A 24469-nucleotide genomic window follows, 5' to 3' on the forward strand; every position below is an offset into this window, starting at 1 on the left:
TAAATATAAACGGTCTTGTCACCGCATTTTTGGTTAGGCTCATAGCAAATATGTTAATATTGCATTTTTATTTTATAGCCTATCCATTGAGGACGCCTGTCGCGTTTTTGGTGGATTATCCTCTGAGTAAACTCTCCTCTTATCTTTATACGACTCATTCGAATATTAGGACACTCTATGCCAGCTCCAATTAGCGAACGTAAACTAGCCAATGCCATCCGTGTACTGTCGTTTGACGCGGTTCAAAAAGCCAACTCTGGACATCCGGGTGCGCCAATGGGCATGGCTGATATTGCCGAAGTTTTGTGGCGCAAATTTTTGAAGCACAATCCAGCAGATCCTAATTGGCACAACCGTGATCGCTTTGTACTGTCAAACGGTCATGGCTCGATGCTTATTTATTCATTGCTACATTTATCAGGTTACGATGTGAGCGTTGATGACCTTAAAGGTTTCCGTCAGCTGCATTCAAAAACCCCAGGGCATCCTGAACTTGGTTACACGCCTGGTGTAGAAACGACTACTGGTCCACTAGGACAAGGCATTGCTAATGCGGTTGGTTTTGCAATTGCAGAAAAGACGCTAGCCGCACAGTTCAACCGTGACGGTCATAACGTCGTCGATCATCATACTTATGCGTTCTTGGGCGATGGTTGCTTGATGGAAGGTATCAGTCATGAAGTTTGCTCGCTGGCTGGCACGTTGGCGCTTGGCAAGTTGGTATTCTTCTATGATGACAATGGCATCTCAATCGACGGTAATGTCGAAGGCTGGTTCACTGACGATACCGAAGCGCGCTTTGAGTCATACGGCTGGCAAGTTATCAAAGTTGACGGTCATGATACTGATGCAATCACGCAAGCGACTGAGCAAGCCATTGCAGAGACTAATAAGCCAAGTCTAATTATTTGTAAAACCACGATCGGTGCTGGTAGCCCGAACAAGCAAGGTCTAGCGGCCAGTCATGGTGCACCACTTGGCGATGATGAAATCGCCTTGACTCGTGATGCGCTATCTTGGAAACATGCCCCATTTGAATTAGATGACGAAATCTATGAAGCATGGGATGCCAAAGCCAAAGGCGACGTCCAGCAAAAGAACTGGGATGCGGACTTTGAAGCATACAAAAAAGCCTATCCAGAGCTTGCTTCAGAACTATCACGCCGTCTAAATGGTGAATTGCCTGCTGACTTTGCTAGTCAAGCGCAAGCCTATATTCAGCAAACGCAAGAAGCGGGTGGGGATGTTGCTAGCCGTAAAGCGAGCCAAAACGCTATCAACAGCTTGCAGCCATTATTGCCAGAACTATTGGGTGGTTCAGCCGACCTAGCTGGCTCGAACCTGACGCTATTCAAAGGTGCTAAAGGCATCGAAAAAGATGCTGACGGCAACTATATCTATTACGGTGTACGCGAGTTTGGTATGACTGCGATTGCCAATGGTATCGCATTGCATGGCGGCTTTATCCCTTACGTAGCGACGTTCCTCATGTTTATGGAATACGCACGTAACGCAGTACGTATGGGCGCACTCATGAAGCAGCGAGTCATCCATGTCTATACGCATGACTCTATCGGTCTTGGTGAAGATGGCCCAACGCATCAGCCAGTTGAGCAATTGACTAGCCTACGTACCACGCCAAACCTACGTACATGGCGTCCTTGTGATGCGACTGAATCTGCAAGCGCTTGGGTAGAAGCAATCAAATCAGAAAACAACCCATCAGCATTGATCTTTAGTCGTCAGAGCTTGCCACATCAAGCGCGTGATAACGAGCAAGTCGCGAACATCACCAAAGGTGGTTATGTACTTGCGAAAGAGCAGGGCGAGCTACAAGCAATCATCATCGCAACTGGTTCAGAAGTTGGCCTAGCGATGGAAGCGTATGAAAAACTAAGCGCAAATGGCGTTGGCGTCCGTGTGGTCTCTATGCCGTGTGCTGAGATTTTCGTCGAGCAAGATACTAGCTATCGTGAAGCGGTATTGCCTGCCAATATCCGTGCTCGCGTCGCAGTCGAAGCGGCGCATGTGGATTACTGGTATAAGTTCGTTGGTCTAGATGGCAAAGTCATCGGTATGACGACTTATGGCGAATCTGCTCCTGCTAGCGACTTGTATAAAGAGTTTGGTATCACGACGGATGCTGTGATTGAAGCGGTAAATAGTTTGGTGTGATAGACCTAACTTAGTTAGTGTTTAAAAAAAGAGCCATCAGAGAAATCTGGTGGCTTTTTTTATGGCTTAATCTTTGATTTTTCTTTTGGTCTGCTTTCATCAATATGGCTATCGGTAAAATAACTGCTGCAATCAGTACTAAATTCTGTGCCTCAACATGATGATTTAGTGGTAAATTAGAATAGACTGATTGCTCACGAAGCTAAGTTTCACGGCTTGTGCAGCTCTCATATAAAAATAAATTATATGACTACAGAACTGGAAAAATTAGATGGATAGTATCGAACTGGCAAATGCTATTACATGGCTAAAACAGATTGAACTAAGTGAAGGCTTGATAGCAGCCTGCATAATCGGAATATTTGGACTGTGCGGTATTCTCATTACTCAGAGAGCTGAACGCAAGAAGGAGTATGAAGCCTTTTTGAGAATAAAGTTTGAGGAAGTGGTTTTTAGACTGGTTGATTTTGCAGCCATTATTGAGGAAGTTCAATCCAAAAGTTTTTCAAGCAATTGCGATGAAGCTTTAGACGTTGATGAATTTTATAGAGAAGGTGGCAAGATAGAAATATTAATAGCTTTATATTTTCCAGAGCTTGAGAAAAAATATGAGTTGTTTTTAAATGCAGGGGGAAACCTGATAAATGCACAGCATGAACATGAAGTTAATCCTAGCGATAGTACTTTAGATATACTTAAACAGCTTGATGAAGAATATGATCGGGTTTATAAGAGTTTTTATAAACATATCAAATCATGTTCTTCTGCTTATGCCAAGCCTTTAAAGCATCGTAAGAGAGTGCTGATTAATTAAATTTAAAGAGTTTTGGTATTACGCTTAGCACATTCTATAACCATTCTAAAGATCGCTATTATGTCCCTAAAATCCACCTTTAAAGGTTTCCTTGGTGAAACCGTCATCAACGTCGCCATGTGGCTAAAGCTTGAAAAAGACATCTATCACCGGCTAAACAATGTCACTTTGCCATTAGCCAATGGTGGTAGTACGCAAATCGATCACGTCATCGTTTCCATATACGGCATCTTTGTGATTGAGACCAAAAACTATAAAGGCTGGATATATGGTAGCGAGAACCAAAGACAGTGGACACAAGTTTTCCAAAATGGAAGTAAATTCAAATTCCAAAATCCATTGCGCCAAAACTACTTGCACATAAAGACGCTCGCTGATTTATTAGATTTGGAGCTGAGCTACTTTCATTCAATGATTGCTTTCATCGGTGAGTGCGAGCTAAAAACCCGTGATGAGCTACCCGAACACGTGTTAACAGGTGGTATGGTGTCTTATGTGAAGAAGAAGCAAGATAAAATACTCACCGAAGACGAGGTCACATCTATCGTTGAGCAGATTAATAGCAATAGATTTAGTAAGTCTTGGCGTACCAATAGAGAGCATAAAGCCTATCTAAAAGACAAGCATAGCAATCCAAGCCAAAATACGAATAAGCAGCCTAGCGGTAACGCTAATGATAAACCAATTGCTAAAGTGGCTAATAAGCCTATATCCGAGCCGATAGTAAAAGAGACCGCTAAACGAGCTATTCTAAAAAGTAGAGAAGTGCATCGATGGTCTGGTCAGACTGAAGTTGAATCTACCGAGTTACCAATTGATAGTATGGACACTCAGCAGGCAGTCACTCAGCATACAATTACATCGCACGATATTGCTGATAAGGTTTTTCTTACGCCGTTTGAAGTTATGGATCCTGAACTAGCAGCGAGTTCCTCTGCGACAGTTGAGGTGATAGACCATACAGCTGATTTAATTCAAACACCAACCTGCCCAAGGTGTAACGGTGAGATGATAAAGCGTGTGGCAAAAAAAGGCCTGAATCAAGGTCAGACCTTTTTTGGTTGTAGCCAGTTTCCTAAATGTTGGGGTGTGGTGAATATTGATTAATCGTTAGTTACCTTAATCTTATTCACCTTAACCATATATCTCTTCTAAACGTAAACAAGCAACCAATCGACCGTCCCATTCGCGCAGTTGTGGCTCTACCTCGCTGCATTGCTGCTTGGCATAGGGGCAGCGTTTATGTAGCGCACAGCCACTTGGTGGATTAAGCGGACTTGGTAGCTCACCTTGTAGGGTCAAATCATTTTTATGGCCGTTTACCGTTGGTGCCGCAGCCAATAGTGCGATGGTGTAAGGGTGTTTTGGCGCATTATAAATCGCTTCTTTGGGGCCGTGCTCAACAGCTTGACCCAAATACATCACCATTACATCATCAGCCACATGGCGTACGACCGACAAGTTATGCGAGATAAAGACGTAAGCGGTGCGATACTCATCCTGCAAATCCATAAATAGATTTAGGACTTGGGCTTGGATTGATACATCGAGCGCGGAAGTCGGTTCATCAGCGACGACGATTTTAGGGTTGAGCATCATCGCGCGGGCGAGGGCAATACGTTGGCGCTGACCACCCGAAAACATATGTGGATAGCGGCCTGCATGTTCGGGACGTAGACCGACATGTCTCATCATCTCGTTGATTTTGTCACGCTTTTCTTCTTTAGACAGTTTGGTATGGATATCTAATGGTTCTGTCAATTGATAGCCAATGGTATGACGCGGATTTAAGCTACCATAAGGATTTTGAAAGACCATTTGAATTTCAGTACGCAGCTCTTTTAGTGCCTTTCTGCTATAGCCAGTGGTGCCTTCATCGTTGATAAATAGCTCACCATGTGTAGGTGCTTCGATCAGTGTCAACTGGCGGGCAAGGGTGGATTTGCCGCAGCCCGACTCACCAACGACGGCCAATGTCTTGCCAGCTTCAAGCTCGAAAGAGACACCATTGAGCGCTTTTACGTAGGCCTTTGCTTTGCCCAGACCTTGTGATACTGGGTAGTGCTTGTGTAGATTGTCTGCTTTTAGGACCACTTTATTACTCATACTTGGGACTCCAAAGTAGCAGCGTGAGAGGGGCGAGAGGTAATATTAGAATCAATACAACGTACCTTGCCAGTAGGTGTATCTAATATAGGTGGCGGTACTTCGCAAGCAGGTTCTTTATACGGGCAACGAGGAGACAGTAAGCAGCCAGCTGGTCGATCGTATTGACTGGGTACGACACCGGGCAAGCTGTTTAGACGGTCTTGACCGATAGCCAGTTCAGGGATGGCTTGTAGCAATGCCTCGGTATAAGGATGTGCAGGATTTTGAAAAATCTCTGGCACGGTACTGGTTTCCACCACTTGTCCCGCATACATGACCGCGACATCACGTGAGTTCTGTGCGACCAGTCCCAAATCGTGGGTAATTAATACCATGGCCATTTGTTTTTCGCGTTGCAATCGGCTGAGCAAATCCATGATTTGCGCCTGTACGGTGACATCCAAAGCCGTGGTTGGTTCATCTGCGATCAGTAGTTTTGGCTCGCAAGCAATGGCCATCGCAATCATAACTCGTTGACTCATACCACCTGATAGTTGATGCGGATAGACTTTGAGTCGATTTTTGGCATCGGGCATCTCGACCAACTCTAGCAGTTCTAAGATACGTGTTTGTACGGCTGCGCCTCGTAAACCAAGGTGCTTGCGTAGCACTTCACCCAATTGCATTTCAACAGTAAAGCTTGGATTTAGGCAAGACATCGCATTCTGAAAAATCATAGAGATGTCTTTACCAATGATGCCACGTCTCTCTTTGGCTGACATACTGAGCATGTCTTTATTGTCAAAGACCACTCGCTGTGCGCGAACGGTCGCAGAAGGTGGCAACAGCCCCATCAGCGCCATCATAGTGACTGACTTACCTGAGCCAGATTCACCCACGACAGCGATGACCTCACCTTGGGTTATCTTTAACGATACATCATCGACTGCGCGAAAGGCACGCACTCCTTGTCCAAAAGTGACAGACAGGTTCTCAATATCTAACAACAATGGTGAGTCTTTTGTTGATGCACCATTCATAGACGTATGAGTGATAGGCGTATTAATTAATGTTTCAGTCATCTTAAGTCACCTGCTTTAATTTAGGATCTAGCGCATCGCGTAAGCCATCACCAGTCAGGTTAATCGATAGTGCAGCTAAGAAGATAGCGACACCCGGCCAGATTGCTAGCCAAACATTACTTTGAATATATTGACGTGCCGTACCTAGCATCGCGCCCCATTCGGCATCAGGTGGCTGTACGCCAAAGCCTAGGAAACCAATCGCACCCGCTTCTAAAATAGCAGACGAGAAAATCATCGTTGCCTGTACGATAAGCGGTGCCATACAGTTGGGCAAAATAGTAATGAACAACAATCTGAGCACGCCAGCGCCCATCACTTGTGAGGCAATAAAATACTCACGTTGTAGCTCTACCATTGCTGTGGCACGAGTCAGACGAATAAAAGGCGGTGTACAGACCAGTGCGATCGTAATAATCGTATTGGTCATAGATGGCCCTAAGATAGCGGCAATGATAATCGCCAATAGCAAGCTCGGATATGACATCAGAATATCATTGACCAACATGACCGCCTTGCCCCAGACCTTTGGCCAAAATGCTGCACTCAGACCTAAAGAAATACCAACCAACATCGCCAGAGTCGTTGCGCTTAGACCGATAAATAATGAATAACGCGCGCCATACATCACTCGAGACAATGTATCTCGGCCTGCATCATCAGTGCCTAGCCAAAACATCGCATTGCCGCCATCTAAAAAGGCAGGTGGCAATTGCTCTTGACCGGTGAACAGCTCGTAAGGATCGTGAGGGGCAATAGCAGGCGCAAGTATGGCAACTAGAACCATCAATGCCAGTACGATAAAACCAATCACGGCGCCTTTGTTTCGGCAGAACGTCGATAAAAATAGCTGCCAAGATGACGGCGGTGTGGCTGCCATCAGATTGACATCAGAGGGGAGAACAGAAGGCTTCATGAGCATTTCCTATAGTGGCTAGCGCAGTGACATTTTTTAGAATCTTATTCATAAAAAAGTACTAAGCATTGCTAAAACTTCACTTGAGCGCTAATCATCACTATTTATAATGTGAGTATTTATTAATGTTAAATTAAGAAGTATGGCGAATACGTGGATTGATCAGACCATACAAAATATCAATAAATAAACTAACCAAAATCAGAGCGGTGGCGACCAATAAAATACCATTTTGTACAATAGGGTAGTCACGAGTGAAAAACCCATCGAGTAGCCAATTACCAACGCCTGGCCAACTAAAGATAGTCTCGGTAATAATGGCACCTGCGAGTAATGTCGCCATCTGTAGGCCAACGACGGTAACCACAGTAATCAAGGCGTTACGCATGACATGAACCAGTATTACTCGGCGTGGAGATAAGCCTTTGGCTCGTGCTGTACGCACATAGTCTTCATCTAATACCTCTAGCATTGCAGAGCGTGTCATCCGCGCAATCATCGCTAACGGAATGGTCGATAAGGCTATAGAGGGCAATATAAAGTGTTTGACCACGTTCCAAAACGCGCCAGGCTCTCCTGAGCTTAGTGAGCCGAGTAACCATGACCCATACAGTGGTTGCACATCTAAAAACTGTGCGACAGATATCACCCCAGCGACGGGCAGTAGACCTAAATAATGAGCGAAGATACCAGTCAGGATGGGACCTAATAAATAGATAGGCATAGAGTAGCCTGCCAACGCGCCTGACATGAGGGTGTAATCAATCCATGTACCACGGCGCAAGGCAGCAAAGATGCCTAAGCTAACACCAATGACACTAGCGATAACAATAGCGCATAACGCCAACTCTAAAGTAGGAACAAAGTGGGCAAAAAAGTCTTGTAATACGGGCGTACGAGTACGAAAGGACTGACCAAAATCACCTGTTAGGATGCCAGTCAAATAATCCCAATACTGGGCAACGAGTGGTTTGTCTAATCCTAGCCTTTCTAAGGCACGAGCATGTAGCTCGGGATCGACCATACGCTCGCCCATCATAATCTCGACCGCATCTCCAGGTACGAGACGAATCAGAGTAAAAGTCGATAGCGTTAGGCCAAGATAGACGGGTATTAAAATGGCAATACGACGCAGAATATAAAGTAGCATGGGCTGCTCAATAGTTGTGGTTCAATGATTAGAGTATTAGCGATAATGAAGAGATCCGTGACAAAGCGCTTAATTCATATTGTTCATATCATTTATATAAATTCGGCTGGAGCAGAGTATCTGACCCAGCCGCACTTATATGAATGAATAAAATGAATAAATTGCTTACGTCGTAACGGAATTAATCAGTCAAGGTTATTCAACTTTTACACCATCGAAGCGTATTGAGCCAAGTGGGCTGATTTTATAATTGACCACATTTGGTGCGGTGAATACGGTCACTACCGAATGCGCCATTGTCGTCCAAGGAAGCTGCTCTTTAAATATCTGCTGAGCTTGTTCATATTCAGTGACACGCTCATCTTGATTATTGATCTGACGGGCATTGGTCACCAAATTATCGAAGTCTTTATTACACCAGCGCGAGTAGTTATTGCCACCGACCGCGTCACAAGACAATAACGAACCAAGCCAGTTGTCTGGATCACCATTATCGCCAGTCCAACCTGCTAGAATGACATCAGGCTCGCCTTTAGCAGCGCGTTTTAGGTACTCGCCCCACTCATAAGTCACAAGTTTGGTATCGACACCAATCTTCGCCCAATCTGCTTGTAGCATTTCAGCCATTAGCTTGGCATTTGGGTTGTATGGACGCTGAACTGGCATATACCATAGATTGATAGAAAGGTTATCCGCGCCAGCTTCTTTGATCAGTGCTTTTGCCTTTTCGACGTCGTAAGGCGCGTCTTTAAGTGACTCATCATAGCCCCACTGCGTTGGCGGCATTGGGTTGGTCGCTTTGAGGCCTTCGCTCTGATAAACCGCGTTAATAATAGCGTCTTTATTGATCGCCATATCTAATGCTTGACGCACTTTAAGATCGCTCAGTTGGGGTTTTTCTACGTTGTAACCGACATAGCCAACGTTGAAGCCAGGCTGATCGAGAACAGTGGCTTTACCTGACTTTTTGACAGATTCAATTTCGGCAGGTTTTGGATAAGCGGACACGTGACATTCGCCAGCTTGCACTTTTTGAGCACGAACTGCTGAGTCTTTAGTGATGACAAACACCAGGTTGTCGATATAGATGTCGTCTTTATTCCAATAGTCTGGGTTTTTGGTATAACGAATTTGCGCGTCTTTTTGATATGAGGTAAAGACGAAAGGTCCAGTACCGACTGGCTTAGTATTGATATCAGCAGCATTGCCAGAGGCTAGCAATTGATCTGCGTACTCAGCAGAACCAATATAAGCAAAAGGCATCGCTAGGTTCTGTAGGAACGGCGCATTGGTTTCGCTAAGGGTAATTTTTACCGTATAGTCGTCAACCTTTTCGATATTAGAGATAATATCAGGTAGCCCCATGCCGACCGAATATGGGAATTCAGCAGGATAAGCTTTGTTAAATTCAAAGTCTGGGTCAGTGATACGTTCTAGCGTAAAGACAATGTCATCTGCGTTGAAATCGCGAGTTGGAGTAAAGTAGTCAGTTGTACCGAACTTAACCCCTTTGCGTAGATTAAAGGTATAAGTCTTGCCGTCTTCGCTAATATCCCAGCTCTCCGCAAGTCCTGGTTGAATCTCAGTTTCCGCTCTTTTGAATTCTACCAAGCCATTATAAATAGGGAAGGCACTCGCATCAAAATCCGTACCTGAAGTATATTGCGCTGGATCGAATCCAGCAGGGCTACCTTCTGAGCAATATAGCAATGTTTTGGCGGCTTTGGCATCTGAGCTAGCAGCAGAGTCGTCCGTAGTTTTGTTGTCTCCACTACAGGCGCTGATACCTAAGACAAACGTCGCCAACATCGTAAGTTTGAAGAGTGATTTTTGCATTATTACATCCTATGTAATGGTAGGTAGGTACTCATGTATCCATATGTTCGTACTCGATCATGAATACGATGAGAAAGCGTTTAGTGACCTCTAAAGTATCTATCTATGCAGTATTTTATATATACAAAATAAAACATATTAAAGGTTGTTATAACTTTAAATTATATAGATGGAAACTAAAAATATAAATAAGTCGTTCGAATATACTCTCTTAATCTGTGATAATGCAAGCTATAAATAGACTAATTTTGATAAAAAATGTACGGTTTTGCCGTATTTAGCATCAATAAGATATTAAATACTAGATTCTATGGCTTTATGTTTGTTAAATCTAAATAATTAAGAGACATACTTCTAGATTGCTAACCAGTTACAATTTTACTAGGTGTAAACAGTTAGAAATAATAAAGTTATGTCCCTTTGACGTGCCCAAATATAAGCCGTTTACCCAATACAGCATTAAACAGGGTTATGATTCGCCTTAATGAGATCGGCTATTTTTTCGGCAATCATGATAGTTGGCGCATTGGTATTGGCGCTAATAAGCGTTGGCATCACTGAGGCATCAATAACCCGTAGTCCTTTTACGCCGCGTACTTTTAGCTCTAAGTCAACCACAGAGCTGTCATCTGACCCCATCCGGCAGGTGCCTACTGGATGGTAGATGGTGTCGGATTTATTGCGGATATAGCCGAGCATGCCGTCTTTTTCGAGGTAAGGGGCAGGGTAGTCTTCAGTAATGTACTTAGCGAGTGCAGACTCTTGCATAATGGCGCGAGTACGCTCGGCACCGGCAACCATATACTCTACATCTTTTGGATGCGATAGATAGTTTGGATCGATCAAGACAGCATCGGAGGGGTCGGCTGAGTCCAATCTGACAGTACCTCGACTTTCAGGCCGTAAGTAGCAACTGTGACAAGAGACAGCAAATCCGCGTCTGAGATCGCGACCGTGCTCGATCACGCGCGAGATGACAAAGTGCAGCTGTGTGTTTGGCCACTCTTTTGGGTCATCACCAACGCTAAAGAACGCACCCGCCTCTGCATAGTTGGTAGACAGTAACCCTGTACCGTCTTTTCTCCACTGCCGAATGCTTTTGGTCAATGTCGAAATCGATGCCATGCCAATACCGATGACGTCAGTAGTATTGACCTCGTAATCAAAGACGACGTCTAAGTGATCCTGCAAATTGCCACCGACTTCAGGTGCATTTACCACCACATCGATACCATGAGACTGCAAATGATCTGCAGGGCCGATACCTGAGAGCATCAGAACTTTGGGTGAACCAAATGCGCCACCTGATAGTAGGACTTCATGACGCGCCGTGACAGTATGTTCGACACCGTCTTTTTCGTAGACGACGCCTGTCGCTTGATTGTCTTCAATAATGACGCGGTTAGCCTGTGCATGAGTGATAACAGTCAGGTTGGCACGGTTTTGTACAGGATGTAGATAGGCGGCCGCGGCAGAACAGCGTTGGCCTTGTTTTTCACCATGGAAATGAGTGACTTGATACAACCCTGTACCGTCTTGCTTTTCGCTATTAAAGTCAGGGTTGTGATCTAGACCATTGGCAATCGCAGCTTCTACGAATGCTTTGGAGATGTCTCGTGGACTGAGTAGGTCGCTAACATGCAGCGGCCCGCTATCGCCATGTAGGTCATCGCTACCACGAACGTTATTTTCAGCTTTGATAAAGTAGGGAAGTACATCGTCAAATCCCCAGCCAGTACAGCCTTGCTCTACCCAACGTTCATAATCTAGCTTACTACCACGTGTATAGATCATGGCATTGATCGCTGATGAGCCGCCCAGACATTGTCCACGCGGCTGAAAACCTTTACGGTTATTAAGGTGCTCTTGCGGGGTGGTGTGAAAGCACCAATTGTTCAATTTAAGCGGTTTGCCAGGAACCATCAGAATAAGTCCAGCAGGCACACGTACTGCTAGATCTTTGCCATCACCGCCGTACTCTAATAAACAGACACTGATATCTGGGTTTTCAGTGAGACGGCTGGCGAGCACGCAACCCGCCGAACCTCCGCCGACGATGACATAGTCAACTGTTGTGTCAAATTCCATTTTATATTCCTTATAGCATCCATGCTAATTAAAATAGGGTACGCTTTACAGTAACTATTATTCTGCTGAAATAATAAAATAAAAATGACTCTGCGGTATCTGTTTGCGTCAATATCGTAGGACAAGCGAAGACTGTTATATTCGGTACATTAGGTAAGATTAATGCTACCTAGCTTTGCGTCAAACGTCCTTATATCGCACAGATTTCTGAGCGTACGATAAAGCGTTTGCCTTCAGGGATTTCTAACGAAAAACTCGCACCGCGCCCATTGACGACATCAATGGTGAGATCCGTATGTTGCCATAATTTGTGCTGCGCCTTGCCCATATAAAATGGACAACCAGCAATCTCACCGACCAATACATCTTGGCCGCCTACCTTAAACTCACCTAGCGGATAACACATGGGGGAGCTACCATCACAGCAGCCACCAGATTGATGAAACATCAGCTCACCGTGCTTGGATTTCAGTAGTTCGATTAAGTCTATACAGGACTCTGTCGCTTTGACTTTCATGATGATTTCCTTATCATATAGAATGTAATTGTAGAAAACGTCTCATTAGCTATGAGCGTCTTATTAAGTATAAGTGTCATACTGGATGAGAATATAAAAAGCCGTATCGTTTTCACTCACATCATTTATAGCATGTGAATGAAGACGATACGACTGATGGTTTGTGATTAAATGTGTGACGCATTAAGACAATGTCAGAATCTCACAAGCAATATAGTCAATCCTCTATAAAAGAGTTACAGCGTTAACCTCACTTGAGGTATCACATATACATCTGCGCTCGGTTGCCTTGACTCTCTTTTAAACTGAATCAACTATAACTACATACTGTAGTCAATCACAATGCGACCTTCGATTTTGCCGTTACGCATACGCTCAAAGATATCGTTGATGTTTTCGAGCGGCTCAGCGCTAACAGTGGCTTTTACTTTACCTGCTGCTGCCATGTCCAGCGACTCTTGTAAGTCGAGACGCGTACCGACGATAGAGCCGCGAATGGTAATACCGTTGAGCACCGTATCAAAGATAGAAACAGGGAAGTCACCAGTTGGTAAGCCGTTAAAGACCACCGTGCCACCACGTCTGACCATGCTCAACGCTTGATCGAACGCGATAGCAGATACGGCTGTTACTAACACGCCATGGGCACCGCCAATTTCTTCTTTTAAGTAAGTACCAGGATCTGTATTTTTTGCATTAACGGTAATGGTCGCGCCTAGTTTTTTGGCAAATGCGAGCTTTTCGTCATCGATATCGACTGCCGCAACGTTGAGTCCCATCGCAATGGCGTATTGTACTGCCATATGACCGAGACCACCGATACCAGAAATAACAACCCAATCACCAGGCTTGGTGTCGGTCATTTTAAGGCCTTTGTACACGGTGACGCCTGCGCATAAAACGGGTGCAATTTCAATCGAGTCAACACTTTCAGGGATGATACCGACGTAGTTGGCATTCGCCAGTACATATTCTGAAAAGCTACCATTAACTGAATAGCCTGCGTTTTGTTGACGCTCGCACAAGGTTTCCCAGCCACCTAAACAATGGGTACAGTGACCACAAGCAGAGTAGAGCCAAGGTACACCGACACGGTCACCTTCTTTTACATGGGTAACACCTTCACCAACGGCAGTAATCAGGCCAACGCCTTCATGTCCAGGGATAAATGGTGGGCTAGGTTTTACAGGCCAATCGCCTTCGATAGCATGCAAGTCAGTATGACAGACACCAGATGCTTGCATCTTGACGACAATCTCACCAGCGCCTGGCGTTGGAATATCAACTTCTTCGATCTGTAATGGTTGGTTAAACTCATGTAATACGGCAGCTTTCATTTTATTACTCATATAATTCTTCCTTGTTAGAGTTTTTGCATAAAAATAATCTGTGAATATACCTAACACACTTTGCAACCTTGATTGCAAAGTGCTTCGAACTTTAGTTTAAAAGAACCCCATTTTTTTAGGGCTGTACGACACCAGCATGTTTTTGGTTTGCTGATAGTGGTCGAGCATCATTAAATGGTTTTCACGTCCGATACCAGATTGTTTGTAACCACCGAACGCCGAATGTGATGGATAAATATGATAGCAGTTGGTCCATACGCGGCCTGCTTGGATACCACGTCCGAAGCGATATGCCTTGTGTACACTACGGGTCCATACACCAGCGCCTAAACCATACAAGGTGTCATTGGCAATCTGCATGGCTTCGTCATCGTCTTTAAAAGTAGTCACGGCAAGGACAGGTCCAAAGATCTCTTCTTGGAACACGCGCATGTCGTTGGTGCCCTCAAAGATCGTTGGCTTGACGTAGTAACCATCTGCTAAGTCGCCATCGTGTTTGGCTTGTTCGCCGCCGACGAGCACTTTTGCGCCTTCTTTTTTACCGATATCGAGATAAGATAAAATTTTCTCTAGTTGGTCTGAGCTGGCTTGCGCGCCAATCATGGTGTCGGTATCGAGTGGGTTGCCCATTTTGATGGCCTCGACACGGGCGATACAGCGTTTGATAAACTCATCATAGATGCTCTCATGAACGAGTGCCCGCGATGGACAGGTGCAGATTTCACCTTGGTTCAGTGCAAACATCACTAGACCTTCGACCGCTTTGTCCAAGAAGTCATCGTCCTCATCCATAACATCGGCAAAGAAGATGTTAGGGCTTTTGCCACCAAGCTCTAACGTCACTGGAGTGATGTTTTCGCTCGCGTACTGCATAATGAGGCGGCCAGTGGTAGTCTCACCAGTGAAGGAAACTTTATTGATACGAGGGTTTGAGGCAAGTGGTTTACCCGCTTCGACACCAAAGCCATTGACGACGTTTAGCACGCCCTTTGGCAAGATATCAGCGATGCCGATGGTCTCTAACATGAACAGAATAGAAACTGGCGTTTGTTCGGCTGGCTTTAGAACGACACAGTTACCAGCAGCAAGGGCAGGTGCTAGCTTCCAAACGGCCATTAGGATAGGAAAGTTCCAAGGAATGATTTGACCGACGACACCAAGTGGCTCATGAAAATGATAAGCCACAGTGTCTTCGTCAATCTGACTGAGACCGCCTTCTTGTGCGCGAATGGCGCTGGCAAAATAACGGAAGTGATCAATGGCTAGAGGGATGTCGGCTGCGAGTGTCTCACGAACAGGTTTGCCGTTTTCGTAACATTCGGCAATCGCAATCGCTTCTAGGTTGGCTTCCATGCTGTCAGCAATTTTGAGTAACAAGTTGGCACGTTCAGTAACACTGGTCTTGCCCCATGCGTCTTTGGCAGCATGCGCCGCGTCTAGGGCTTTTTCGATATCGGCTTCTTTTGAGCGGGCGACTTGGCAAATAGTTTTACCATCGATGGGGCTTGTGTTATCAAAATACTCTCCATCGATAGGAGCGGTCCACTCACCATTAATAAAGTTATCGTATTTTTCGCGGAACTGAACAGGGCTACCTTCCGTATTGGGATTTGCATACAGCATGAAACACTCCTTGTTGTGTTGTTTGTTTTATCGGATAATACAAGCGCAATTTTATCTATCCTAATATCTGTTATCGCAAAACAATATCAGTTGATGTTGTGATTGATTAACATCAATTGCTCTCTGTACACGTTCCATACTACTCGGCTTCTGCTGATAATCATACTAAAATTTTATAATGACTGATGAGTTAACACATAACAGAAAGTTTGCTTTAATGGCCATGATTTTATTGCTGTAAAGCCTAGAATGCATAGGCTTGGTATTTATGATCAAAGCAGATACTTTACGGACAAAATTAAAAGATAAGCTATTGATTTTTTGCATTTATAAAAAATAAAGCATTTTTTATCTATATTCTATTGACAATTGTTTATTTTATTGTCGATACCTCAAGGTTGCACAGCCCGCAAATTTTAGGTGATTTTAGGCAAATGTTGCGTTTTTTTCCATTATGATGATGGTTTTATTATTCTCTTTTTTCACATTACTGGCTGGTTTGAATCTATGCGTCAATCTTCTGCTCTCGATATCTTAAAAACAGGTCAAAATGTCTTTTTAACGGGCTCAGCAGGCTCAGGTAAGACCTATACGCTCAATCAATATATTGATTATCTGCGCGCTCGCCGTGTGCCTGTTGCGGTGACTGCCAGTACCGGTATTGCTGCCACACACATGAACGGCACAACGATTCATAGTTGGTCGGGTATTGGTATCAAGGATGAGCTGTCTGATCGAGATTTATCCACCTTGTCACGCAAGCAGTTCTTAGCAGACAGACTAAAAGACACGGCTGTGTTGGTTATTGACGAGATATCGATGCTACATGCCAAGCAGCTTAACTTAGTCAGCCAAGTCCTCAAGCATATTCGCAAAAATGACAAAGCGTTTGGTGGTATTCAGGTCGTTGTCGCAGGGGACTTTTTTCAGCTGCCGCCCATCGGTAGCAAGGGCGAGAGCAATCGTGAAAAATTTGCCTTTATGTCTGAGGCGTGGCTCGATGCCAAGTTCCATATTTGCTATCTGTCAGAGCAGCATAGACAAGTCAGTGACGCGGCGAATGGCGGGCTTGATCTAGATGATATTCTCAATCAAATCCGTCGTCAGGAAGTGACGTTTGAGGCGATTGCCGCTTTAGAGAACACGCATGACCAAAGCGTCGATATCAAGCGTACCCGTCTCTACACGCATAATCTCAATGTCAATAAAATCAATGACAAAGAGCTGGCTGCGCTCGACGGTGAGATGATGCGCTTTGAGGCGACGACCACTGGCGATAGCAAGCTGGTTGAAACCTTGAAAAAAACCGTACGTACGCAAGATGAGTTGATTCTAAAAGTTAGCTCAAAGGTCATGTTTATCAAAAACAATGCCGAGCTTGGCGTGTCTAATGGGACGATGGGTGAGCTGATTGGTTTTGCTGCTGTCAAAGTGGATGACAGTAAAGACAGCAGTGAGGCATTGATCGAAAATAACATTGATGCGGACCGTGAAGATACTGACGAAACCACGGATAAACAGACGACCAAGGGTAAAAAAAGCGCTGCTAAAAAAGAAGCCGATAAGCCAAAAGCAAAGAAAGCGGCGACGCAAAAAATGCCTGTGGTTAGACTAAACTCCGGACGTGAAGTCATCGCTGAACCTGAAGAATGGATCATCGAAGATGAAACGGGCGATGTGCTGGCAAGTTATTTACAAGTACCGCTCTGTCTAGCATGGGCAATCACCATTCATAAATCCCAGGGCATGACCCTCGATGCAGCTGAAATCGATTTGTCGCGTACTTTTGAGTTGGGACAAGGCTATGTGGCATTATCACGCCTCAAGTCGCTATCTGGCCTACAGCTGCTTGGTATGAACGACATGAGCTTGCAACTCGATCCATTGGCTCGCGGCGCAGATAAGCGGTTTTTGGTACTGTCTGAAGAAGCGGATGCTAATTATGCGATGCTAGATGAAGAAAGTATGCAGCAGGCACATGAAAAATTCGTGCTGAAGTCAGGTGGGACATTGAGCAAGTCGGTAATCGATGCCTATGCCACGCTACAAAAGAAACGCCGCGAACAACAGCAAGCGAAAATCGATAAAAAACAGAAATTAGGTAATCAGGTCTCTGATAAATCAGACAGTACTCTACTTGCGACCAGAGTGTTGTTAGAAGAGAGTTTGACCATTGCGGAGATATCACAAGCCCGTCAGTTGTCACAGTCGACTATCATGCGTCACATTGCTGACCTAAAATCGCAAGATCCGAGTCTTGCCTGCGATCATCTGCGTCCAGATGATGAGGTGATGACAGCCGTAGGTAATGCCTATGTCGCCATTAAAGTCGCCAATAATCCAAATGACTTCAATGATGACGGTAGCATCAAGCTGCGTCCGATATATGATCATCTCAAGCAAAGTATTGACTACAATACCATTCGCCTCGCATTGATTTTTATCACTCCATAGTTTTGCTGCTTATAATTTTATTGCCTATAACTTTGTCACCTTTATTTTTATAGGCTTTATTTTTGCTATTTCTTAGTATTCAGCAATCATTAGCGCACTCAACGTGATAACGCTCAGTTTTTACCCTCATTTATAGCGATACCCTTTATGTCCAATGTTATGCCTGATTTTTCGAGCGCTACTTATCAATTGACCTCTGACCCGATAGCGGCGACGTTCCGTACTACTGGTGAGCATACACAGCCACTGAGAGTCGCTATCAATGGCTTTGGTCGTATAGGGCGCAATGTACTTCGTGCTTTGCTAGAGCGCTTTGAAGTGTTGGGCCGTGCGATTCATGTAGTGGCAATTAATGACTTAGCGCCAGCGGATATATTGCTGCATTTACTCAAGTTTGATAGCACACATGGCCGTCTCAGTCGATTAGGCGTAAATGCTGAGATTGTAGAGAGTGAGTCAGGTGATACAAGCAAGACTGAGCTCTGTCTGACTAAAAACAATCTGACTTACTGCATCAATATGCTATCAGAGCCTGATCCTAAAAATTTACCTTGGCAGGTGCTGGGTGTCGATGTGGTTTTAGAATGTACTGGGCACTTTCGCTCGTATGAGCAGGCGACGCTACATATCGATGCTGGCGCGCAGCAAGTAATTATCGGTGCCGCGCCATTTGACGATGTGGATGCCTGTATCGTGATGGGCGTGAATACCGATGCGCTCACGCTTGAGCTACCGATTATTTCTAGTGTTTCTTGTACCACGCAAGCATTGGTGCCGTTGATTGATACGCTAGATAAAGCGTTTGGTGTGCAGTCCGCCATGATGACAGAGATTCATGCAGTTACCGCTGATCAGACGGTACTAGATCAAGCACATCGAGATCCAAGACGGGCGCGCGCTTCTGGCTATAATATTATCCCAACGACATCCAGTAGTATCGCTGCGACAGAACGGGTGCTACCAGCCATGGTCGGCAAAATAAATGGTCATTCGATACGGGTGCCCACTATCGATGTGGCTGCGATTGATGTCACCTTTGTATTTGATACGCCAGATGTCGATGTCGAGACAGTACGAGAGGTACTTAAATCTGCCAGTCAGGCACATTTGCATGACATCATGGCTTATACCGATGAGCCATTGGTATCTAGTGACTTCATCCATCAGACTGAGTCGCTTATCATTGATGGTCAGCAGCTTATGCAAGTAGGCGGTCAATATAAGGTTTTTGCATGGTATGACAACGAATGGGGCTATGCCAATAGGCTGCTCGATATGTGCTTACATCTGGCCTCAAGCAAGCGATAATGCACCAATTTACAAGTGTTCGAAAATTAATTGAATTTTTTTAGTTTAAGGGCTTGCATTATAAAATGATATCTATATAATGATGCACCAATGGAGACGTGGCAGAGCGGTTGAATGCACCGGTCTTGAAAACCGACAAGGGTTAATAGCCCTTCGAGAGTTCGAATCTCTCCGTCTCCGCCAAATTCGAAAAAGCCCCAATCATTGCTGATTGGGGCTTTTTTTTATGGTATTAATAAAAATATTAATTAGTACCTTCTATAAAATCCTCAATAGTAGGTTGTACAGCTACTTCACCAGTGAGTTTTCAAATTCGATTGTCTGATCATCTACTAAGACAAGCGTGCCTTTATTAATCTCGATAGTGATGCCACTAGCATTTTTGATAGCGCGCATGACATTGATATCCTCAATGCTGCTTTCAATAATGATCTTGCCAGACTGTTCTGGTGCGATAGGTGGATCAAACGTTGTCAAGGGCACATTAAAGTTTTTGCCCTTTTTCAGGTTGGTATCTTTCATGGTCAGCGTCCCCTTAAAACTTTTTATCGCGCTTTTGCCATGATTGGATAGCATAAACTGCATTTTGACTTGATTTAAGCTATCGCTATCACTGGTTTTTACAGGGAGCAGGGCGACAGGATACATCTGTGCGGTAGCATTAGTCGCCTGACCTTTGACAATTGGGCTTTTCTTGCCCGTTGGGTTGTTTGGATGCAGACGCTCGTATTCACGCTGTTGTATCAGCGCTTGCTTGATAGTGGTGCGCGGCATGGCTCCTGATTCATAAGCGTCGCTCAATTTCATACGCAGCATATATCGGCTGAGTACTTGTTGATCGGCCTCAAACAATTGCTCAAAAGTTTGCCCTAATTTTTTTTGCCATTGGTCAGAATCTGTCGGTATGGTTGTTTTACTTGGATCAGTCTGCGGTGATGAGCAGCCAGTCGCAATCACTAGCATTGCTACCGTCATGGTTGAAAACAAAGTTTTGTTGAAACGCTGATGTAAGCCCGTCATCGTACCCCTCCTTACAGATCTTTATTATGTTGAAACCTTATAAATAGTCGCGACTATATGTTTAATATACCTTGTTTAAACATCTGTTGTGTTTAGTTATGGCTAACTAAAACCGCAAATATATCGGAGTACCTAGAAAAATATTTACTATGGATTAAATAGAGGAAGGGCGTAACAAGAAGAGAGTTAGAGAAATATCAGTAATGCTTTAACTTTTATAACAGCCACAAAAAAGACCAAGCTCGCATTAGCAAACTCGGTCTTTTTTATTTTAGTATTATCTAGCAGCGTTACTATTAATTAGCAACGATATTATTAATTGTTTAATCGTTGTCTTGTAACTCAGATAGCGGATGAGTGATGTTGTTGTTATGCGTCACTACAATCGCTTCATCAATAATATGCTGGCTAACGCCGCGTTTACGTAGCGTTTCGATGAATACTTCATCATGGGCAAGCGTATAATCCTGATGGTCACGATCCAAGCCCTGACGAATATAAAGACGAATAAGCCCTTGAATGCGCTTAAAGCCCAAGTCTGATGACGTCGTTTCTAATAGGCCAATCATTTCTTCAGACAAACGAATACTAATCGGGCGCATGATTTTTTGCGGATGATCAGAAAACTTATTTTTTATACGTACAGGTATCATAATAAACCATTACTTTTAGTGAGTAAGAGCGAAGCACTCAAATAGTGAGTAAGAGCGAAGCACTCAAACAAAAACGAACCCAATCAAAACTAATCTTACCATACAACAAAAATGTCTAAAAGAACACCACAGCCGTGCTAATATTATTAGAAGTAAATATAAAAGACACAGCAATAAAAAAACCTCCATCAAATTATGATGAAGGTTTTTAGTATATGGCTCTCCAACCTGGGCTCGAACCAGGGACACACGGATTAACAGTCCGTTGCTCTACCAACTGAGCTATTGGAGAATAGCTGGTCATAACAGCAAGTTATTGATGCTTTATATTAAAGCAGTTAATTAGCTTGTTTGCGTTATGTGGGGCACATTTTAGCCAAGTCACTACAGGCTGTCAACCTTATTATGCGTTTAATTATAAATATTATCGCAATTATTGAAAATTAACGCCAATCCCTTATCAGATAGGCTATTTCAAGGCAGCACTCAGTAGAAAATGACGATAAATGTGCTTTAGAAATAAAAAATATTTTTAGAAACTTTTATATGGCACATAGGATAAACGATAAGAATATAGAGCCAGACGTCGATTCGGCAAAGTAAAATTGGATTTGATGCCTTGTATTTTTAAATATAAAGGTGGTGCGATACCGTTTGACACAATAAAGTTGCAAGACAGTCCTTCACATTGGCAGTAGAGTTCTATAAAATACCGACCATGTGGTTTCTTTGCTATGTTTTTTCATAGCATGCGTTGAACAAAAGCGGGTGTTCTAAAGATGAGTCCTACTACAATTGCTTACGGTTATCTGACTATTGCCATTATATGCGAAGTGGTGGGTACGACTTTTTTGGTAAAGTCAGAGCAGTTCACCCGTTTGGTGCCAACTTTGATGATGGGCGCGCTCTATGCGGTTTCATTTTATCTAATGGCTCAGACGCTTAAGACCATACCGCTAGGTATTGCGTACGCGCTGTGGGGCGGACTCGGAATCGTACTGACATCACTCGTTGGTGTGGTGCTATTCAAGCAAAATCTTGATACAGCAGCAGTGGTCGGTATCGCGATGATCGTCGGCGGTGTTGTTGTGATGAACTTATTGTCTAATTCTGTGGTGCATTGATATGGAAAATGCTTATAAGCGTAAAAAACAGCCAGAAGTCATTCGTCGTGCGTTGTTAGATCAAGCAGCACGTATCACATTGGAGCAGGGCTTATCTAAAGTGACTTTTCAGGCGGTCGCTGATGCGGTTGGGGTGACAAAGGGTGGCGTGATGCATCATTTTTCTACCAAAAACGCACTCGTGCTAGAAGTCTTCAATGATGCAATGGCTAAGTTTGAGGCAGAAGTAAACGCAGCAATGGCTGACGATCCTGTTAAGTACGGTTCATTTACCCGCGCTTACATAGACGCCACCATCAGTCTCGGCGAGCAAGGGCAGGAAGAGTACGATAACCAAGCGACCTTATATGTGCTAATGCTAGGTGATAGTGAGCTGCGTGAGTTGTGGGCTAAGTGGGCGAACGAGCAACTCAAAAAACATGCAGCAACGGATAATACCGAGACATTATGTATGGTTCGCCTTGTCGCTGACGGTATTTGGCTCTCAGACTTTTCAGGTATCGATATCGCAGACAAACAATCATTACGTGATCGCTTGATAAAAATGACACAACAAGACTTTGATTTGTAAAACGTTGCTGATTCATAAAACGATGCTGATTTATAAAATAATTTTTATTTTACTATTTAAAGACTAAATTTCTTAAAGACTAAATTTCGAAACTTAACTAACGACGACACTATTCGGCTTCAGTACTTTTACATAGTTACCTTTATATAGCTACTTTTGCCAATCGTCCTGAGGAGAATTTATGACTGATATTAATAATTTGACAGATATTATCGATTTAGACCAAGTACAAACAGCTTATATCAACGGTCGCTATCTAGCGGTTGATGAATCGCTAACGACTTTTGAAGATATCAATCCAGCCACTGGTGAAGTATTGGCAACGATTCAGCAAACCAGCAATGAGCAAATTGACGAGGCCGTAAAAGCCGCACATAAAGGTCAAAAAGTTTGGGCGGCGATGACAGCGGTCGAGCGTGGTCGCATTTTATCAAAGGCTGTTGAGATATTGCGCGATCGCAATGATGTATTGGCACTACTTGAGACCAAAGACACAGGTAAAGCTTACTCTGAAACTAAGTACGTCGATATCGTCACTGGTGCTGATGTCGTTGAATACTATGCAGGGCTAGCACCGATGATTGAAGGTCGTCAGATTCCATTACGTGATACTAGCTTTGTCTATACTCGCCGTGAGCCACTTGGCGTGGTCGCAGGTATTGGCGCATGGAACTATCCGATTCAAATCGCGATGTGGAAAGCAGCACCTGCACTGGCTGCTGGTAATGCGATGATTTTTAAACCATCAGAAGTGACACCGTTGACGGCATTAAAACTGGCAGAAATATTGACCGAAGCTGGATTGCCAGACGGTGTATTTAACGTGGTGCAAGGTAACTATGAAGTAGGTCAGGCGCTAACCGATCACCCAGATATTGCAAAAGTATCGTTCACAGGTGGCGTACCGACTGGCAAGAAAGTCATGTCGAGCGCGGCAAGCTCATCTCTAAAAGACGTAACTTTAGAGCTTGGTGGCAAATCACCATTGATCGTATTTGATGACGCAGATATCGATACCGCTGCTGACATCGCTATGATGGCCAATTTCTATAGTACGGGTCAGGTATGTACCAACGGTACGCGCGTATTCGTTCCTAAAGCGTTACAAGCTAAGTTCGAGCAAGCTATCTTAACTCGTGTTGAGCGTATTAGACTGGGCGACCCTATGGATGAGAACATCAATATGGGTCCACTGGTTAGCTTCCCGCATATGGAGCGCGTGCTTGGCTATATCGAGCAAGGTAAGAAAGGCGGCGCACGTCTGCTAACAGGTGGCGAGCGCGTTACAACGAACAAGCTTGCAAACGGCGCATTTGTCGCACCGACAGTATTCACTGATTGCACGGACGATATGACTATCGTACGCGAAGAAATCTTTGGCCCAGTGATGTCGATATTGACTTACGAGACCGAAGAAGAAGTTATTCGCCGTGCCAATGATACCGATTACGGTTTGGCAGCTGGGGTCGTGACTGCAGATCTAAAACGCGCGCATCGAGTCATCGCTCAGATCGAAGCTGGCATCTGCTGGTTGAATACATGGGGCGAGTCGGCAGCACAAATGCCAGTAGGCGGCTACAAGCATTCTGGTATCGGCCGCGAAAACGGTATCGAAGCGCTCGAACACTATACTCAGACCAAATCTATCCAAGTAGAGTTGGGTGCGTTTGAATCTGTCTTTTAATCAATCTTATTGAGAAA

General features: G+C 44.3%; 19 protein-coding genes and 2 tRNA genes. 9 read left to right on the top strand and 12 right to left on the bottom strand.

The features are described 5' to 3' along the window. The first annotated feature begins 177 nt into the window (after positions 1-177). From tkt to HCZ91_RS12695, 3 genes are all read left to right on the top strand, one after another. Positions 178-2175 (top strand): transketolase, encoded by a 1998-nt coding sequence (tkt, locus tag HCZ91_RS12685; RefSeq protein ID WP_179799658.1) that lies wholly within the window; start codon positions 178-180, stop codon positions 2173-2175. A 271-nt stretch (positions 2176-2446) separates the two neighbouring features. After that, positions 2447-2989: a hypothetical protein gene (locus HCZ91_RS12690; RefSeq protein WP_179799659.1), complete on the top strand. Its 543-nt coding sequence runs from the start codon at positions 2447-2449 to the stop codon at positions 2987-2989. Between the two features lie 60 nt (positions 2990-3049). Further along, entirely contained in the window at positions 3050-4096 is a 1047-nt protein-coding gene (locus tag HCZ91_RS12695; protein ID WP_179799660.1) for an NERD domain-containing protein, read from the top strand. Between the two features lie 27 nt (positions 4097-4123). Here the strand turns inward: HCZ91_RS12695 and HCZ91_RS12700 are convergent, their stop codons facing one another. The 9 genes from HCZ91_RS12700 to HCZ91_RS12740 form a co-directional block, all read right to left on the bottom strand. After that, on the bottom strand, positions 4124-5095 hold the full coding sequence (locus HCZ91_RS12700; RefSeq protein WP_102093680.1) for a peptide ABC transporter ATP-binding protein: 972 nt from the start codon (positions 5093-5095) through the stop codon (positions 4124-4126). Continuing rightward, on the bottom strand, positions 5092-6159 hold the full coding sequence (locus HCZ91_RS12705; RefSeq protein WP_179799661.1) for an ABC transporter ATP-binding protein: 1068 nt from the start codon (positions 6157-6159) through the stop codon (positions 5092-5094). The genes HCZ91_RS12700 and HCZ91_RS12705 overlap by 4 nt, the downstream gene beginning before the upstream one ends. Before the next feature lies 1 nt (position 6160). Beyond that, entirely contained in the window at positions 6161-7075 is a 915-nt protein-coding gene (locus HCZ91_RS12710; RefSeq protein ID WP_057761128.1) for an ABC transporter permease subunit, read from the bottom strand. Between the two features lie 133 nt (positions 7076-7208). Then, positions 7209-8225 carry an ABC transporter permease subunit gene (locus HCZ91_RS12715; RefSeq protein ID WP_057761126.1) on the bottom strand — a complete coding sequence of 339 codons (1017 nt, stop codon included), beginning with the start codon at positions 8223-8225 and terminating at the stop codon, positions 7209-7211. A 195-nt stretch (positions 8226-8420) separates the two neighbouring features. Beyond that, complete coding sequence (locus HCZ91_RS12720; protein ID WP_179799662.1) at positions 8421-10061, bottom strand: ABC transporter substrate-binding protein; 1641 nt, start codon at positions 10059-10061, stop codon at positions 8421-8423. Positions 10062-10520: 459 nt separating this feature from the next. Continuing rightward, complete coding sequence (locus HCZ91_RS12725) at positions 10521-12149, bottom strand: GMC family oxidoreductase N-terminal domain-containing protein (protein WP_179799663.1); 1629 nt, start codon at positions 12147-12149, stop codon at positions 10521-10523. Positions 12150-12339: 190 nt separating this feature from the next. Continuing rightward, entirely contained in the window at positions 12340-12666 is a 327-nt protein-coding gene (locus HCZ91_RS12730; RefSeq protein ID WP_179799664.1) for a DUF779 domain-containing protein, read from the bottom strand. Positions 12667-12986: 320 nt separating this feature from the next. Beyond that, complete coding sequence (gene adhP, locus HCZ91_RS12735) at positions 12987-14015, bottom strand: alcohol dehydrogenase AdhP (RefSeq protein WP_173240509.1); 1029 nt, start codon at positions 14013-14015, stop codon at positions 12987-12989. Between the two features lie 96 nt (positions 14016-14111). After that, entirely contained in the window at positions 14112-15638 is a 1527-nt protein-coding gene (locus tag HCZ91_RS12740; protein WP_179799665.1) for an aldehyde dehydrogenase family protein, read from the bottom strand. 507 nt (positions 15639-16145) lie between these two features. On the opposite strand from HCZ91_RS12740, the gene HCZ91_RS12745 reads away from it, so the two are divergent. From HCZ91_RS12745 to HCZ91_RS12755, 3 genes are all read left to right on the top strand, one after another. Further along, positions 16146-18092: an AAA family ATPase gene (locus HCZ91_RS12745; RefSeq protein ID WP_179799666.1), complete on the top strand. Its 1947-nt coding sequence runs from the start codon at positions 16146-16148 to the stop codon at positions 18090-18092. 159 nt (positions 18093-18251) lie between these two features. Then, positions 18252-19400 (top strand): type I glyceraldehyde-3-phosphate dehydrogenase, encoded by a 1149-nt coding sequence (locus tag HCZ91_RS12750; RefSeq protein ID WP_257020066.1) that lies wholly within the window; start codon positions 18252-18254, stop codon positions 19398-19400. Between the two features lie 92 nt (positions 19401-19492). Next, a tRNA-Ser gene (locus HCZ91_RS12755) sits at positions 19493-19583 on the top strand. A gap of 105 nt (positions 19584-19688) precedes the next feature. Here HCZ91_RS12755 and HCZ91_RS12760 read toward each other — a convergent pair. The 3 genes from HCZ91_RS12760 to HCZ91_RS12770 form a co-directional block, all read right to left on the bottom strand. Continuing rightward, a complete protein-coding gene (locus HCZ91_RS12760) occupies positions 19689-20420 on the bottom strand; it encodes a hypothetical protein (RefSeq protein WP_179799667.1) in 732 nt (243 codons plus the stop codon). A gap of 323 nt (positions 20421-20743) precedes the next feature. After that, positions 20744-21073 (bottom strand): hypothetical protein, encoded by a 330-nt coding sequence (locus HCZ91_RS12765; protein ID WP_057761113.1) that lies wholly within the window; start codon positions 21071-21073, stop codon positions 20744-20746. Positions 21074-21289: 216 nt separating this feature from the next. Next, positions 21290-21365 (bottom strand) — tRNA-Asn (locus tag HCZ91_RS12770). A 487-nt stretch (positions 21366-21852) separates the two neighbouring features. Between HCZ91_RS12770 and HCZ91_RS12775 the strand changes: the two genes are divergently transcribed. The 3 genes from HCZ91_RS12775 (at position 21853) to betB (ending at position 24452) form a co-directional block, all read left to right on the top strand. Next, positions 21853-22197 carry a multidrug efflux SMR transporter gene (locus HCZ91_RS12775; RefSeq protein WP_179799668.1) on the top strand — a complete coding sequence of 115 codons (345 nt, stop codon included), beginning with the start codon at positions 21853-21855 and terminating at the stop codon, positions 22195-22197. 1 nt (position 22198) lies between these two features. Beyond that, entirely contained in the window at positions 22199-22768 is a 570-nt protein-coding gene (locus HCZ91_RS12780) for a TetR/AcrR family transcriptional regulator (protein ID WP_218870191.1), read from the top strand. Between the two features lie 181 nt (positions 22769-22949). After that, on the top strand, positions 22950-24452 hold the full coding sequence (betB, locus tag HCZ91_RS12785) for a betaine-aldehyde dehydrogenase (RefSeq protein WP_179799669.1): 1503 nt from the start codon (positions 22950-22952) through the stop codon (positions 24450-24452). The last annotated feature ends 17 nt before the right edge of the window (positions 24453-24469 follow it).

The sequence above is a fragment of the Psychrobacter sp. BI730 genome, from assembly GCF_013414195.1.
In the GTDB taxonomy this organism is placed as follows: domain Bacteria; phylum Pseudomonadota; class Gammaproteobacteria; order Pseudomonadales; family Moraxellaceae; genus Psychrobacter.

Excerpts from the sequence above, each read along its gene's own strand:
- HCZ91_RS12740 (WP_179799665.1), bottom strand. The coding sequence starts at position 15,638 with ATGCTGTATGCAAATCCCAATACGGAAGGTAGCCCTGTTCAGTTCCGC.
- HCZ91_RS12705 (WP_179799661.1), bottom strand. The coding sequence starts at position 6,159 with ATGACTGAAACATTAATTAATACGCCTATCACTCATACGTCTATGAAT.
- HCZ91_RS12695 (WP_179799660.1), top strand. The coding sequence starts at position 3,050 with ATGTCCCTAAAATCCACCTTTAAAGGTTTCCTTGGTGAAACCGTCATC.
- HCZ91_RS12745 (WP_179799666.1), top strand. The coding sequence starts at position 16,146 with ATGCGTCAATCTTCTGCTCTCGATATCTTAAAAACAGGTCAAAATGTC.
- HCZ91_RS12750 (WP_257020066.1), top strand. The coding sequence starts at position 18,252 with ATGCCTGATTTTTCGAGCGCTACTTATCAATTGACCTCTGACCCGATA.
- HCZ91_RS12775 (WP_179799668.1), top strand. The coding sequence starts at position 21,853 with ATGAGTCCTACTACAATTGCTTACGGTTATCTGACTATTGCCATTATA.
- tkt (WP_179799658.1), top strand. The coding sequence starts at position 178 with ATGCCAGCTCCAATTAGCGAACGTAAACTAGCCAATGCCATCCGTGTA.
- adhP (WP_173240509.1), bottom strand. The coding sequence starts at position 14,015 with ATGAGTAATAAAATGAAAGCTGCCGTATTACATGAGTTTAACCAACCA.
- HCZ91_RS12700 (WP_102093680.1), bottom strand. The coding sequence starts at position 5,095 with ATGAGTAATAAAGTGGTCCTAAAAGCAGACAATCTACACAAGCACTAC.
- HCZ91_RS12730 (WP_179799664.1), bottom strand. The coding sequence starts at position 12,666 with ATGAAAGTCAAAGCGACAGAGTCCTGTATAGACTTAATCGAACTACTG.
- betB (WP_179799669.1), top strand. The coding sequence starts at position 22,950 with ATGACTGATATTAATAATTTGACAGATATTATCGATTTAGACCAAGTA.
- HCZ91_RS12720 (WP_179799662.1), bottom strand. The coding sequence starts at position 10,061 with ATGCAAAAATCACTCTTCAAACTTACGATGTTGGCGACGTTTGTCTTA.
- HCZ91_RS12765 (WP_057761113.1), bottom strand. The coding sequence starts at position 21,073 with ATGATACCTGTACGTATAAAAAATAAGTTTTCTGATCATCCGCAAAAA.
- HCZ91_RS12780 (WP_218870191.1), top strand. The coding sequence starts at position 22,199 with ATGGAAAATGCTTATAAGCGTAAAAAACAGCCAGAAGTCATTCGTCGT.
- HCZ91_RS12725 (WP_179799663.1), bottom strand. The coding sequence starts at position 12,149 with ATGGAATTTGACACAACAGTTGACTATGTCATCGTCGGCGGAGGTTCG.
- HCZ91_RS12760 (WP_179799667.1), bottom strand. The coding sequence starts at position 20,420 with ATGACGGGCTTACATCAGCGTTTCAACAAAACTTTGTTTTCAACCATG.
- HCZ91_RS12690 (WP_179799659.1), top strand. The coding sequence starts at position 2,447 with ATGGATAGTATCGAACTGGCAAATGCTATTACATGGCTAAAACAGATT.
- HCZ91_RS12715 (WP_057761126.1), bottom strand. The coding sequence starts at position 8,225 with ATGCTACTTTATATTCTGCGTCGTATTGCCATTTTAATACCCGTCTAT.
- HCZ91_RS12710 (WP_057761128.1), bottom strand. The coding sequence starts at position 7,075 with ATGAAGCCTTCTGTTCTCCCCTCTGATGTCAATCTGATGGCAGCCACA.